This window comes from Sulfurospirillum sp. MES, from assembly GCF_000789415.1.
Classification (GTDB): Bacteria; Campylobacterota; Campylobacteria; order Campylobacterales; family Sulfurospirillaceae; genus Sulfurospirillum; species Sulfurospirillum cavolei.
In genome coordinates, this window is the sequence record NZ_JSEC01000014.1 from 21224 (window position 1) to 34374 (window position 13151).

At 47.5% G+C, this 13151-nt stretch carries 13 protein-coding genes; 8 read left to right on the plus strand and 5 right to left on the minus strand.

All coding sequences use genetic code 11. From position 1 onward, the window contains the following. Positions 1-7 precede the first annotated feature (7 nt). Together OA34_RS11965 and OA34_RS11970 are read right to left on the minus strand one after the other, a co-directional pair. Positions 8-1645, minus strand: a complete 1638-nt coding sequence (locus tag OA34_RS11965; RefSeq protein WP_039675668.1) for an L-aspartate oxidase — start codon at positions 1643-1645, stop codon at positions 8-10. Position 1646: 1 nt separating this feature from the next. Then, entirely contained in the window at positions 1647-2774 is a 1128-nt protein-coding gene (locus tag OA34_RS11970; RefSeq protein ID WP_039675670.1) for an aldo/keto reductase, read from the minus strand. Between the two features lie 241 nt (positions 2775-3015). On the opposite strand from OA34_RS11970, the gene OA34_RS11975 reads away from it, so the two are divergent. Together OA34_RS11975 and OA34_RS11980 are read left to right on the plus strand one after the other, a co-directional pair. Continuing rightward, positions 3016-4137 carry a pyridoxal phosphate-dependent aminotransferase gene (locus tag OA34_RS11975; protein WP_039675672.1) on the plus strand — a complete coding sequence of 374 codons (1122 nt, stop codon included), beginning with the start codon at positions 3016-3018 and terminating at the stop codon, positions 4135-4137. Next, complete coding sequence (locus OA34_RS11980) at positions 4134-4604, plus strand: FKBP-type peptidyl-prolyl cis-trans isomerase (RefSeq protein WP_039675674.1); 471 nt, start codon at positions 4134-4136, stop codon at positions 4602-4604. The genes OA34_RS11975 and OA34_RS11980 overlap by 4 nt, the downstream gene beginning before the upstream one ends. A gap of 79 nt (positions 4605-4683) precedes the next feature. Here the strand turns inward: OA34_RS11980 and ldhH are convergent, their stop codons facing one another. Beyond that, positions 4684-6810 carry an L-lactate dehydrogenase (quinone) large subunit LdhH gene (gene ldhH, locus OA34_RS11985; protein ID WP_039675675.1) on the minus strand — a complete coding sequence of 709 codons (2127 nt, stop codon included), beginning with the start codon at positions 6808-6810 and terminating at the stop codon, positions 4684-4686. Further along, positions 6807-7370: a LutC/YkgG family protein gene (locus OA34_RS11990; protein ID WP_039675677.1), complete on the minus strand. Its 564-nt coding sequence runs from the start codon at positions 7368-7370 to the stop codon at positions 6807-6809. The genes ldhH and OA34_RS11990 overlap by 4 nt, the downstream gene beginning before the upstream one ends. Before the next feature lie 314 nt (positions 7371-7684). Here OA34_RS11990 and OA34_RS11995 point away from each other — a divergent pair, with 314 nt between their 5' ends. Continuing rightward, positions 7685-8920, plus strand: a complete 1236-nt coding sequence (locus OA34_RS11995; RefSeq protein WP_039675679.1) for an MFS transporter — start codon at positions 7685-7687, stop codon at positions 8918-8920. A gap of 57 nt (positions 8921-8977) precedes the next feature. Next, positions 8978-9754 carry an NYN domain-containing protein gene (locus OA34_RS12000; protein WP_039675681.1) on the plus strand — a complete coding sequence of 259 codons (777 nt, stop codon included), beginning with the start codon at positions 8978-8980 and terminating at the stop codon, positions 9752-9754. A 1-nt stretch (position 9755) separates the two neighbouring features. Here the strand turns inward: OA34_RS12000 and OA34_RS12005 are convergent, their stop codons facing one another. Further along, complete coding sequence (locus OA34_RS12005) at positions 9756-10319, minus strand: HDIG domain-containing metalloprotein (protein ID WP_039675683.1); 564 nt, start codon at positions 10317-10319, stop codon at positions 9756-9758. Positions 10320-10576: 257 nt separating this feature from the next. Here OA34_RS12005 and OA34_RS12010 point away from each other — a divergent pair, with 257 nt between their 5' ends. Genes OA34_RS12010 through OA34_RS12025 form a run of 4 tightly spaced genes read left to right on the plus strand, consistent with a single transcriptional unit; the run spans position 10577 to position 12985 of the window. After that, on the plus strand, positions 10577-10987 hold the full coding sequence (locus OA34_RS12010; RefSeq protein WP_039675684.1) for an NADH-quinone oxidoreductase subunit B family protein: 411 nt from the start codon (positions 10577-10579) through the stop codon (positions 10985-10987). After that, the gene (locus OA34_RS13825; protein WP_052435393.1) at positions 10984-11409 is read left to right on the plus strand and encodes a 4Fe-4S dicluster domain-containing protein; all 426 of its coding nucleotides are present in this window, start codon (positions 10984-10986) and stop codon (positions 11407-11409) included. Before OA34_RS12010 ends, OA34_RS13825 begins: the two co-directional genes overlap by 4 nt. Beyond that, positions 11410-11904, plus strand: coding sequence for an NADH-quinone oxidoreductase subunit C (locus tag OA34_RS12020; RefSeq protein ID WP_039675686.1), 495 nt, complete (start codon positions 11410-11412; stop codon positions 11902-11904). Then, entirely contained in the window at positions 11897-12985 is a 1089-nt protein-coding gene (locus OA34_RS12025) for a hydrogenase large subunit (protein WP_039675688.1), read from the plus strand. Before OA34_RS12020 ends, OA34_RS12025 begins: the two co-directional genes overlap by 8 nt. The last annotated feature ends 166 nt before the right edge of the window (positions 12986-13151 follow it).

A 13151-nucleotide genomic window follows, 5' to 3' on the forward strand; every position in this document is an offset into this window, starting at 1 on the left:
TTTCTCCTTAGGTTAATAATTTTTTTAAAAAGCGCGTCAACCATTGATCTTCGTACGAAACTTTAAAAAAGCCTTTTTGAAGCTCTTTGACCAAAACGTGACGATTTCCCTCTTTTGACATGTAAGGATGCTCTTCCCTGTAATGCGAACCGCGGCTCTCTTTGCGGTGCAATGCGCCTAAGATAATCGCTTCGGAGAGTTCCAAAGCGTTACGAAGCTCCAAAATCGAAATCAATTCGACGTTATTGTGTTTGCCCTTGTCGATGCAATGCAGGGTATTGGCTTCCAGCCGCAAATATTTCATATAATCAAACGCCTCTTGCAAGGAGCTTTCGTTGCGAAAAATACCCGCTTTGTCGAACATAACCTTTCCGACCGAAATTCGCATAGCGTTGAAGTTTTTAGTGCAATCTCCCTCGAAAATGCGTTGTACCAAATCCATATTTTTGATAACGACGCTATAATCGATCGGCAAAAGATCGCGCGTATGCGCATACTCTTTGGCTTTTTTCCCGGCAAGTTCGCCGAAAACCGCCCCTTCCAAAAGTGAATTTCCACCCAAACGATTGGCACCGTGAACGCCTAAAGAAGCACTCTCGCCGCAAATGAAAAGCCCCCTGACGTCGCATTCGCACATCACCGAAGCGATACCGCCCATACTGTAATGCGCGACGGGTTTGATCTCTAAAAGCTCGCTTGACAAGTCGATGCCCGCTTGGTTGTAAGCACTTTTATACAAAGAGGGCACGCGCGTTTCCAACACCTCTTTGGGAATATGACGCATATCGATATAGACTTTTTGACCCGCTTTGATTTGAGAAAAAATCGCGCGCGCCAAAACGTCTCTGGTTCCCAACTCATTTACGAAACGTTCCCCTTGCGAATTGACGAGCAATCCGCCCTCACCTCGCGCCGCTTCGGAAACGAGGTAACTGGTCTTGGCAAATCCCGTCGGGTGAAATTGCACGAATTCCATATCTTGCAAACTGAGTCCTGCCCGTAACGCGACGCTCAGCAAATCGCCCGTACAATCTTGGGCATTGGTGCTGTACCCTCGATAAATTCCCGCATATCCGCCGCCGGCAAAAACGACGGCTTTGGTCGGATAAACCGCCACCGTGGAGTCTTGCTTTTTCAAAACGACGATGCCGCTGACGTATTTCTCGATTTTCGTAATGTCCATCACGTAATGGTTCACTAAAAAATCCACGCCGATCAAGCGCGCCTTTTTAATCAACGCTTGCGTAATCGCCGAACCCGTACTGTCGCCGACGAAACAGGTGCGTTTTGAACTTCCGCCTCCGAAACTGCGTTGTAAAATTTTTCCGTTTTCGTCGCGATCGAAAGCAACGCCGTAATCGACGAGCTTTTGAATGATATGCGGTGCTTGGCGGCATAAATACGCAATCGCTTTTGGATTTCCCAAACCTTGCGCGCTTTTACGCGTATCGTCGATATGTTTTTGAATCTCCGCTTCGTCTTTAGGATCCAATACCGCGTTAATTCCGCCGCTGGCGACGGCACTGTTCGACTTAAAAAGGTTGCCTTTGGTAATAATGGCGACACTGTTGGTCTCACTTTTCGCTTCAATCGCCGCCATCAGTCCGGCGATACCCGAACCGATAATAATCACGTCATACGTCATTTTAACGCTCCACTTGGTATAAAAGATTGTATTTGGCTATATTTGCGGCATTGATCTTGGCAATACCAAGATTGGTTAGAACATGTTCTGGGTTGCTCGAGCTAAAAAGCGAACTAACGACGCCGCGGGTAGAACGCACAAACTGCAACGCCAACTGTACGTCGCTTTCAAGCTCCATTTTCGAATCGAGCAAATAGCCGACTTCAGGCTTAAAGGGACGCTTAAACAGATGCATCTGCAACAAAGAAGCACTGCTTAAAACGCCTAATCCCAATTTATGGGCGACTTGTAAAACCGTGTACTCTTTTGCGTCGCTCATCTTTTGCGTCGGCACAGAGTAGGCATGGGTCTTGGCGATATTAAAGGGAAGTTGTACGTATTTAAAGTGGTGGTTCGAGCCGCCGACTTCGCGCGCGACGTCAAACACCTCTTCGAGGTTGATATGCTCTTCGTTATGCTCTTCATACGTCAACGCATTCCAAACGGCAATGCCGTAAGCGCGTATTTTCCCCTCGTCAACCATCGCTTCGAACAAGCGAAAAATATCTTCGAGCCGATGCAAAAAATGACGACGCCCCAAACGTTGAAGTTGGGTTTCGGGATTGTGTAAAAAATAGACGTCTAGCGTTTCGACGCGTAAATTTTCTAACGAACGTTGCAACGAATCGTACAAAAAAGCAGGCGTCATACAATGCTGATCGAGTTCGATCTCATCGGGACGCGCCAAGCCTTTTTGTACGATGTGTTCGTCGATCCACATGTAAGGATTTTGAGGAAACGGAAAATCGAGCGGAATGAAACCGCCTTTAGAGCAGATAATCAGCTCGTCGCGCTTGATTTCACCTTCTTGTATCAGCTCTTCCAACGCTTCGCCGATCTCGCGCTCGCTTTGTTGGTAACGGTAGTTAATCGCCGTGTCGATCAGGTTAATACCGCCGCGTATCGCCGTTTTTAAGGCTTCTTTGTAGTCAAACAGATAGTTTTCTTCTTTATACGGCTCTTTTTTAAACGTTCCAAATCCCAGTTTGGAAAAGATCAGTCCGTCAAAGCGTGCGTAAAAATCTTTATAATGCGAAAATCGTTTGGCAAAGCGATGAGTTGCTTCGGGAGTTGCATACAATTCGTGCATCGTTCACCTCATAATTTTTTTCGATACGGCTTTCTATACAAGAAGCGTTCCGTTACTTTTGAGCATTGAAGTGCCCTTTACGACGTCAGCATTATGCCTTCAAAAACGTAATTATTTTGATTAAAATATAAGCAATGCCGTGCACTTTCAAAACGTCTCGCTTCGTATGAACGACTTTTCATTGGCTTAAATCTTTTATAGGTATAATAGACTTCTCGTATTCAAATTGTTAGGAATAAACGTGCGTTGTGAAAAAATGAGTTCTTTTATTGTCATGGACATCGTCAAAGAAGCGGAAAAATACGACGATTGTATCCACTTTGAGATCGGACAACCCGATCTTCCGCCCTCTCCAAACGTCAAACAGGCTTTACATGTCGGTATCGACGACGACCGCTTTTCGTATACGCAAAGCCATGGACTCATCGCACTACGCGAAAAGATCGCCGCGCATTACGCCAACACGTACAATGTCACCATCGACATCGACCAAATCTTTTTAACACCCGGAACCAGCGGTGCGTTTCTCATCGCCTATGCTTTAACGCTCGGCAAAAACGCGACTTTAGGCTTTAGCGACCCTTCGTATCCGTGTTACAAAAACTTTGCCTATCTTTTGAACATCACGCCTTGCTTTATGCCTATCGGCAAAGAGGACGATTTTCAGTTACATGTAAAGCATTTAGAAGAACACACACTCGATGCTCTGCAAATCTCTTCCCCTGCCAATCCCACGGGAAATATCTACGGTAAAGAAAACCTCAAAGAGCTTGTTAGCTACTGTGAAGCAAAAAACATCGCCTTTATCTCCGATGAGCTTTATCATGGGCTAACCTATGAAAAAGAGGCGCATTGTGCCCTTGAATTTGGAAGCGATAACGTCTACGTCATCAACGGCTTTTCCAAATACTACTGTATGCCCGGTCAGCGTTTGGGTTGGGTCATCGTGCCCAAAGAGAAAATACGCCACGCCGAAATGGTGGCGCAAAACTTCTTTATTTGCGCTCCCACCCTTAGCCAATACGGCGCACTGGAAGCTTTTGATGAACATTACCTTAGAAAAATCAAAGCCGAGTTCAAAGCCCGCCGAGACTTTTTATACGCCGAGCTCTCGCAACTTTTTGAGATCGACGCCAAACCCGAGGGTGCTTTTTACATCTGGGCAAACGTCTCGAAATATTCCGACGACGGCTTTGCGTTTGCCAAAGAGCTCTTGGAAAACATCCACATCGCGCTCACGCCGGGGATCGATTTCGGCGAAAACGGCACACACTGCTATGTGCGTTTTGCCTACACGCGAAGCATCGAACATATGCGCGAAGGCATCGAGCGTTTAAAAAACTATTTGAAGGATAAACAATGAACATTCAAAAAAACCGCGTGGTTACGCTCAGCTATCAGCTCTTTGACGCAAGTGATCGTCAACCTTTGGATACGGGCGACGAACCGTTGGTTTACCTCCACGGAGGATACGGCGATCTGTTTGAAAAAGTCGAACACGCTTTGGAAAACAAAGAGATCGGCGATGAAGTCACGCTCGTTTTAAGCGCAAAAGAGTCGTTCGGCGAATACGACGAAAACTTGGTCGTGACGCAACCGCGAAGCGATTTTGACGAACACGTCCATGTCGGAGAACAGTTTGAAGAGATCGTTGAAGATGAAGTCGGCGACGACGAATCCGTCTTATACCTCGTCAGCGAAGTCACGAAAGAGCATGTCGTTTTAGACGGTAACCACCCTTTTGCGGGCAAAGAGATCCTCTTCCACGCGATCGTTGCCGACGTACGCGAAGCAAGCAAAGAAGAGATCAAAGAGCAATACGCACGCTAATCCTTCTTTGAGTTCTTGAAAAATCAACGCTAATAGTCTACATGTAAGGAATTTCTTCCTTACATGTAGACTTCACACTTTATTTAAACTTATCGACCATGAGTTCGGCGGGATGAATCGCTTTGACTTTCGAGCCTGATTTATCCAAACCGCCTCGTATCTGAATCAAACAGCCCGGACACTCGGCGGTCACGAACTCCGCACCCGTCGCTTCGATGTTTTCAAGTTTACGTTTGAGCATTTTCATCGAAATCTCGGGTTGTTTGAGGGTGTAAGAGCCTCCCATGCCGCAACAGGTATCGCATTCATTCATCTCTTTAATTTCATACCCTGCCGCACTCAGTGCTTCACGAGGTTCTTTGAAAACGCCCACGTGACGTTTGGCGTGGCACGAGTCATGGTAGGTTAAGGTATGAAGTTCCATGCCCTCTTTAGGCGTTAAGCGTTTTTCTTTGATGAGCTTATCGACCAATTCGGTGAACATGTAGGTTTTTGATGCAACTTTTTTAGCTTGCGGAATGAGGGATTCTCGGTGTTGTTCTTTAAGGATTTTGATCCACTCTTTTTTCAAAGCGGTCGTACAGCTTGCACAACTCACCACGACGTAGTCGGGATTTCCCTCTAAAAGAGGCAAGATATTGCGCTCCGCCGCATCCGCCGCCATATCAAACGACCCGCTTCCCCAATGCGGAATACCGCAACACGATTGCGCTTCGGGGAACAACACTTCAATGCCCGCTTTGTTCAAAATCTTCACAATCGCCACGCCCGCATCGGGATAAACGAAATCCAACGCACAGCCCGCGTAAAACGCCGCTTTTTGCTCGCATTTAGGTTGTTGGATGTTCTTAAAAAGATCGCGAAACGGAACCGGTGCAACGGAAGGCAAACTTCGATACTCGGACAGTCCTGAGAGAAACATCGGAAGATGGCGGATAAAGCCCTCTTTCACAAACGGTTTTTGCACCACAGAAGCGGCGCGCAACATCGTATGAAATACCTTACGGTTATTAATGACTTGAAGCGCACTTTTGTAGATAAACGGTAAGCCCTCTTTTTTTGCGGCACGGCGGCGGATTTCTAAAATGAGTCCCGGAATGTCGATCTTTGCGGCGCAAATCTCTTTACACTTGTCGCAACCGATGCAGAGTGCTTGAATATCTTCAGCCGATTTGAGTTCGTTAAACCACGCCGTTAAGATCGTACCGATGCCGCCCGTGTAGATGTCGCCAAAGACATGACCCGTCACCAGACGATACACAGGGCAGACATTCAAACACGCCGCACAGCGAATACACTGAAGTGCTTCTTTAAATTTGGGGTCTTTTGCCATCGCGGTTCGGTTGTTGTCCATCAAGACGATATGCACTTCTTTCATTTCACCGTCGTCATTGAGCGTGGGAGCGGAAATGAATGAAGCGTAGCTGGTAAGGAGCTGACTGGTGGCATTGCGCGGAAGCGCGGCTAAAATAGGTGCGGCGTCGGTGTAGTTGGGAACGAGTTTTTCAAGACCAACCAGTGCGACGTGAATCTTCGGGAGCGTTGTGACAAGGCGGGCATTGCCCTCGTTGGTACAGATGACGATAGAGCCCGTTTCGGCGATGGCAATGTTGGCTCCTGAGATGCCCATATCGGCTTCAAAAAACTTCTCGCGAATCGCTTTACGCGCTACTTTGACGAGTTTTTGAATGTCACTGTCCAACGGTTGTTTGGTCTCAGCGGCAAAGAGGTCGGAAATTTCTTCTTTGGTGAGATGAAGGGCTGGCATAACCATATGCGAGGGCGTTTGATGTGCAAGCTGACAGATCCACTCGCCCAAATCGGTTTCATCGGACTGGATGCCAAATTCATCAAGGAAATGGTTGAGATGGATCTCTTCGGTTGCCATCGACTTAGACTTGACGATCTTTTTGACCCCTTTTTCGTTGCACAGATTGGCGATGTATTCGCGCGCTTCATCGGGACTTTTAGCGATGAAGACTTTCATGCCGCTTTTTTCCGCATTTTTCTTAAACGTTTGGGCAAGCTCATCCAAATGCCCCGCCGCTTCGCCTTTAATATCGGCGATTTTCGAACGCAATGCTTCAAAGTCAACGCCCTCAAACGCTTTTGCTCGGGTTGCCGGGTAATTCCACCTGTCTAAAATACCGGCTAAGTTTTGGTTTTCAAGGGCTTTATGAATCGATGCCGACATACCTTCTTTCATGATGCTACTCCTTCTAACGCTAAATCATCCACACACACGATCACCAATCGCTCAGGACCATGCACCCCGATAGCAAGCACGCGCTCAATGTCTGCGGTTTTACTCGCACCCGTAATCAGCGTGATGTATTTGTCCTCTTTGGGGTGCATTTTGCTCATTAATGCCGGAATATCTGCAATGATTTTTGACGTCGGCAAAATCGCTACGTGAATCCACGCAAGAGCAGACGCAAGGCGTTGCGTCACATCGGTCGAGTCTTGTGCCATACTGCCCGTCTCCGCAAGCCCCCATTTCAGTTGGGTAATGCCTACTTTGGCCCCTTTTGCCAATTCCCGCGTCACGTCAAAATGAAGTCCCGGAAATTTCTGAGCCATCGCTTCATTGTCAAATGCTTCTAAAATAGGACTCTGCGCCCACACGGCGTACGAACCCGCTTCATCCTTAACGCCCTCTTGCGCCATAAACGCCTCGATAAACTCCAATGCCTCCGAGGTTGTCGCAAAACGCTTCACTTCGGTATTGCCCGACGCCTCCGCTTTTGCTTTAAAACTTTCAAACATAGGTGCCTCTCCTTTTTCGTAAACTCTTTTTGACATGTAAGAAATTTCTTAATTAAATATAAATTATTGTATTTAATCTAAACACTAAATATTGTAGCTCACGCGAATGACGAATGTATGAGAATTTGAGAAGTGCGAAAAAGAGCTAAGAAGAGATTTACTTTCTGATACACTGAAGAAAATTCCATCTTATCACGATACGCAATTTTTTATCGATGAAAGATGCAATAAGACTCTTTTAAAAAGGACTATGCAGCTTTTCTTTTTCTGACATGTAAAAGCGTTTCAAATCTGAACTCCGCTATAATCTCTTCATGAATATCAACACCTTTAGGGCTTTTCAAAGTCGCAATTATCGGCTCTTTTTTGCGGGTCAATCGATCTCTTTGATGGGGACGTGGATGCAACGAACGGCTGTTTATTGGGTTGTTTACATGCAAACGCATTCGGCGTTTATGTTGGGCTTGAGCGTTTTTGCGACGCAGTTTCCCTCTTTCGTCTTTTCGCTGGTCGGTGGAATCGTCGCCGATCGTTACGATCGTTATAAAGTACTCTTGTTGACGCAAATTCTCTCGATGATGCAAGCGATCATCTTAACGCTAGTCGTGGCGTTTACGCATTATAGCGTCACGGAAATTTTACTTTTGAGCACTTTTTTGGGCGTGATTAACGCTTTCGATCTTCCGGCGCGTCAATCGCTTGTGTACTTGCTCGTTGCAAAAAACGAGGATTTAGGCAATGCCATCGCGCTCAATTCTTCCATGGTCAATTTGGCAAGGCTCGTAGGCCCCGCACTCTCCGGTTTGGTTTTGGAGAGTTTGGGAGCAAGCCTTTGTTTTATGCTCAACGCATTGAGTTTTATGGCGGTTATCGCTTCCTTGTCGATGATGAAACTCCCCTCGTATGCACCGCGACCTACGGAGCAAAAACTACTCGGCGACTTGCAAGAGGGGCTACGTTACGTTCGGACTTCGCCTTATTTGTTTAAGCTGATCCTTTTGTTGGCACTGATAAGCTTTTGCGTGTTACCTTACGCGACGCTTTTACCGATCGTCGCTAAAGAGGTTTTAAACGGTAACGCTTTGACGTACGGTTATCTCATTAGTTGCGTCGGTATCGGCGCACTCTTTGGAGCCGCACGGCTGGCCTCGTTGTCGAGCATCCTTTATCACCAAAAGATTTTATACCTTGCGACGCTCTTGCTCGGCGGCAGCATCGTTGCACTCTCCTTTTGTACCGTCGATTTGCCCGCTTTTGCGTTTGCCGCACTCTCGGGACTCGGTATGATGCTGCATACGACGATCGTCAATACCTTGCTGCAAACCCTCTCCGACGTTCGTATGCGCGGACGCGTGATGAGCTATTACGCGATGGCGCTTTTCGGTATGCAACCGATCGGAGCGTTGTTGATCGGTACGATTTCGCATCGTATCGGCGTGGAACATACGCTGTTGCTTCAAGGACTTCTTGCCTTATGCCTCGCTTTTGCGTTTCGCTCTTTTTTATGGAAAAACGTACCCGAACAAGACGCAGACGCTAAAACGCTTTAACGCCTAAACTAAGCTATAATAGACGTTAGAGCATTCTTAAACCAAAGGTATCACATCATGAAAAACGGTAGCGAAGAAAAGCGTATCGTCGTCCTTATCGACGCGGACAATGCACAACAAAGTAAAGTAGAACCGATTTTGGCGGAGCTTTCGACGCACGGGCGCATTATCGTCAAGCGAGCGTACGGCGACTGGTCGAGCAGCTACCTCAAAAATTGGAAAGAGCGGCTTAACGAGCTGGCGATTCAGCCGATTCAGCAGTTTGCCTATACGACGGGCAAAAATTCGACCGACGCTTCGATGATTATCGATGCGATGGATTTGCTTTACACGCAAAAATTCGATGCGTTTGCGTTGGTCTCGAGCGATAGCGACTTTACCAAGTTGGCTTCACGCCTCAAAGAGTCTGAGATTTACGTGTTCGGATTCGGCGAGCATAAAACGCCGCTTTCGTTTCGTAACGCCTGCGACGATTTTATCTTCACCGAAAACCTTAGTATCGAACCTGAACCGTTAGAAGAGCTTCCCGAAGCCAAACCGACGCCAAAAGCCGACGACGACGCACTCAAAGAGTTGATCAAACTTTTGCATATCGGCTGGGAGAAGACGCAAGACGAAGAAGGATGGGCAAGTATTTCGGCAGCCGGCGCGTACATCAAACGCCAATCGCCCGATTTTGATCCGCGCACCTACGGTTCGAGTAAATTAACCTCGCTTCTTGCCAAGCTAAGCGAGCATTTTGAGATGAAACGCTATCCGGGGAAAGGAACGACGACCATCGTCGATTATCGACCGATGATCAAAAAATCCCCCGCCCGTAAACGACGACGCTAAGTTAGGATTTCATCTCCAGACCCAAGCTCGGCGCGATAGCGCGCATTGCCGATATGACGTCGACGATCAGTTCGTCGATACTTACATGTAACATGTCGGCTCCTTTTTGGATCACTTCTCTGCTCGCACCCGCGGCAAAGCCTTTGTCTTTAAACTTCTTTTTCGCCGAGGAAAGTTCCAAGTCCATTACGGATTTGCTCGGTCGTACCAGTGCACACGCAGTAATCAGTCCCGTGAGTTCATCGACCGCGTATAAGGTTTTTTCCATTTGCGAAAGCGGTTCAACGTCGGTACAGATTCCCCATCCGTGCGACATCATCGCGCGAACGACCTCTTCGGGATAACCGTTTTCGCGAAGAATTTCGGCACCTTTACGGCAATGTTCCTCGGGGTAACGTTCGTAATCGACGTCGTGCAACAATCCGACGATTCCCCAAAGCTCCTTATTTTCCCCCGATTTCTCGGCAAAATACCGCATCGTACCTTCGACCGCAAGTCCGTGCGTCACGAGGGCATTCGAGTTATAACGTTTGAGTAGCGCAAGCGCATCTTCGCGTGTAGGCATAGGTTTCCTTTCTAGGTAAAATGAACTTCTTTCATAAGCTACAAGAGGCATGATGTCCTAACGCTAAGCTTCAGCGCAAAAAGGCATCTTGGATCAGGCTTAGGCAAAAAGTCTCACTAAGAAGCTTATTGTAACACATTCGTCACGACAAAGAAGTTTTTTTGTGCTAAAATGCTCTACTTAAAAAAAGCTTTTATTTTTTAGTTAGATTAAAAATGTATAATTTACATTCAAAAACGCTATAAAGAGAGAATAGTTTGAATCCGATTAACGTTTATCGCATCAACACGGGCTCGTGTAACGGTTGCGACGTCGAGCTTTTAGCCAGCGTTCTGGTGCCGAAATTCGGCTTTGATACTTTAGGCTGTACGTACACGAACGATCCCGAAGCAGCCGACGTCGTGATCGTTACGGGTTCGATTACCGCACGCTCCAAACCTTTTTTAGAATCCACCCTCAAACGCCTTCCCAAACGTAAGATCGTCGTTGCGATGGGCATATGCCCGATCAGTTGCGGTGTTTTTCGGGATAGTTACTCGATTGAGGGACCCTTAGACCGCTTCGTCGAAGTCGACGTCAATATCGCAGGGTGTCCGCCGAGTCCGCAAAGTATCGTTGAGGGCTTAGTGCTCGCCTGTCGACTCTACCGCGACAAGGAGGGAGCATGAGCGCGTATAAAGGCAAACTCTCTTACGATCAAACGCAGTGTATCGTTTGTCAAACCTGTGCTTTCGTCTGTCCCGCCGGAGCGATCAACATTACATGTAAGGCACTCAAGCAAAGTTACGAATTTATCATTTGGCACAATTCGTGTACGTTATGCGGCAATTGTACCTATTTTTGTCCGACCGGAGCGATCGCACTGAGCGACGTACGCGCCGAAGCTTTACCGCAAAGTCAAAAATACACGGCGATCACTTCGGCGACTTTGGCGTTTGATCGTTGCCCGAAATGTTCCGAACCGATGATTCAAACACCCGATTCGCTCCTCAACAAAGGATTTTCAAAACGAGACGATGCTCTTCGGTCGCTCTTTAACCTCTGTCCGAAATGCCGACGCGAATCTACTTTTACAAAGCGAGTTCTTTAAATGCATACCCTTGAAAAAACCTTGAACGACTCATTAGCCGCGCAAAACAATCCGTTACGTTTTACGCCGCACTACGACAGCCTTTGGTGCGAAACAGACGATCAAACGCTCTTTTTAGCCTTGGCGGAACTTTTACGCCGCGTAGAAGCACGCGTGTGTATGATTAGCGCGTACGCTAAAGACGAGGCACACGAACTTGTGTACCATTTTGACTGCGGCGGCGTTATGGCAAACGTTAAAGTGTACGTCGCCGATCGATGCGTTTTCTCGATCACGCCTTTGTTTAAAAGTGCCGATTGGACGGAGCGGGAACTCAGCGAAATTTACGGTATCAAGCTTCAAAACCATCCCAATCCCCAACGTCTCTTTTTGGACGATTCGATTTCCCAAAGCGTTTTAGACGAATACTACTCGCTCTCGTCGATGATGAACGGGCGCGTTAGCGAAACGCTCTGGAGTAAAGTCAAAGCGCAAAAGGAGGCACGCCATGGATAAAACGACCGTGATTTTAGGCCCTTTCGACGTCGCGCTGGAAGAACCCGTTTACTTTAAAATCGAGCCCAACGACGACGCTCGAACGATTAAAAGCGTCGATATGGTCAACGGTTTCGTACATCGAGGCATCGAGTCGATCGTACTGCAAAAAAACTTTTTACAAAACCTGATCATTACCGAAAAAGTGTGTGCGCTTTGCTCCAACAACCATCCTTTTACCTACTGTATGGCAGTGGAAAAAATCGCGCGTATCGACGTTCCGATGCGCGCGCAATACCTTCGCGTCTTGACCGACGAGATCAAGCGTATCGCTAGCCATCTTTTCAATTTGGGTATGCTCTCGCATTTGATCCACGACGGCGCGTTAATGCGGGATTTTCTCGAGACGCGCGAAGCGTTTCAAGACCTTAAAGAGCGTATTTGGGGCAATCGTATGGACTTAAGTGCCAATACGATCGGCGGTGTCAAGTTTGACCTCGATCAAACCCTCATAACCGCAATTCAAACGACGCTCGAACAAAACAAAGAGGCGATCAAGCGTTTTATCGAACGCTTCGAACAAGACGAAATGCTGATCAAACGCTTAAAAGGCGTAGGCGTTTTACCGTATGAAGATGCCCTCAAACTCGGTGTCGTAGGTCCGGTCGCGAGAGCCAGCGGCGTCGACAACGACGTACGAAAACACGCTCCTTACGCGGCGTACGCTTCTTTGGATTTTAAGGTCATTCTCAAACAAGACGGCGACGTCCTCTCGCGTGCACTCGTGCGTTTGTACGAAATCGTAGAGTCGATCGCGCTCGTACGCCAAGTTTTAAACGCCTTGCCGCAAGGCGAAATCGCCTTACATGTCAAAACGATGGTGCCCGAGGGCGAAGCCGTCTCCCGTAGCGAAGCACCGCGCGGGGAGTTGGTCTATTACCTCAAAAGTAACGGCACGCGAAAGCCCGAACGTATGAAATGGAGGGTTCCGACATATATGAACTGGGAGGCGCTCAAAATTATGATGCCAAATAACACGATTGAGGACGTTGCGCTGATTTTTAACAGCATCGATCCTTGTATCTCCTGTACCGAGCGTTAAGATGCGACATCGATTTATTGTAGCCGACTCGCGCAAATGTATCGGGTGTTTAAGTTGCGAACTCGCCTGTGCCGCCGCCAATGCGGGCATTAGTTTTGAAGAAGCCTATACGACCAAGCGGCCGCTTTTTTCGCGCAATCGCGTGGTAAAAATCGAAGGAAAAACC

Coding starts and splice junctions, on each gene's coding strand:
- OA34_RS12000 (WP_039675681.1), top strand. CDS start 8,978: ATGAAAAACGGTAGCGAAGAAAAGCGTATCGTCGTCCTTATCGACGCG.
- OA34_RS12005 (WP_039675683.1), bottom strand. CDS start 10,319: ATGCCTACACGCGAAGATGCGCTTGCGCTACTCAAACGTTATAACTCG.
- OA34_RS11995 (WP_039675679.1), top strand. CDS start 7,685: ATGAATATCAACACCTTTAGGGCTTTTCAAAGTCGCAATTATCGGCTC.
- OA34_RS12020 (WP_039675686.1), top strand. CDS start 11,410: ATGCATACCCTTGAAAAAACCTTGAACGACTCATTAGCCGCGCAAAAC.
- OA34_RS13825 (WP_052435393.1), top strand. CDS start 10,984: ATGAGCGCGTATAAAGGCAAACTCTCTTACGATCAAACGCAGTGTATC.
- OA34_RS11970 (WP_039675670.1), bottom strand. CDS start 2,774: ATGCACGAATTGTATGCAACTCCCGAAGCAACTCATCGCTTTGCCAAA.
- OA34_RS11965 (WP_039675668.1), bottom strand. CDS start 1,645: ATGACGTATGACGTGATTATTATCGGTTCGGGTATCGCCGGACTGATG.
- OA34_RS12025 (WP_039675688.1), top strand. CDS start 11,897: ATGGATAAAACGACCGTGATTTTAGGCCCTTTCGACGTCGCGCTGGAA.
- OA34_RS11980 (WP_039675674.1), top strand. CDS start 4,134: ATGAACATTCAAAAAAACCGCGTGGTTACGCTCAGCTATCAGCTCTTT.
- ldhH (WP_039675675.1), bottom strand. CDS start 6,810: ATGAAAGAAGGTATGTCGGCATCGATTCATAAAGCCCTTGAAAACCAA.
- OA34_RS11990 (WP_039675677.1), bottom strand. CDS start 7,370: ATGTTTGAAAGTTTTAAAGCAAAAGCGGAGGCGTCGGGCAATACCGAA.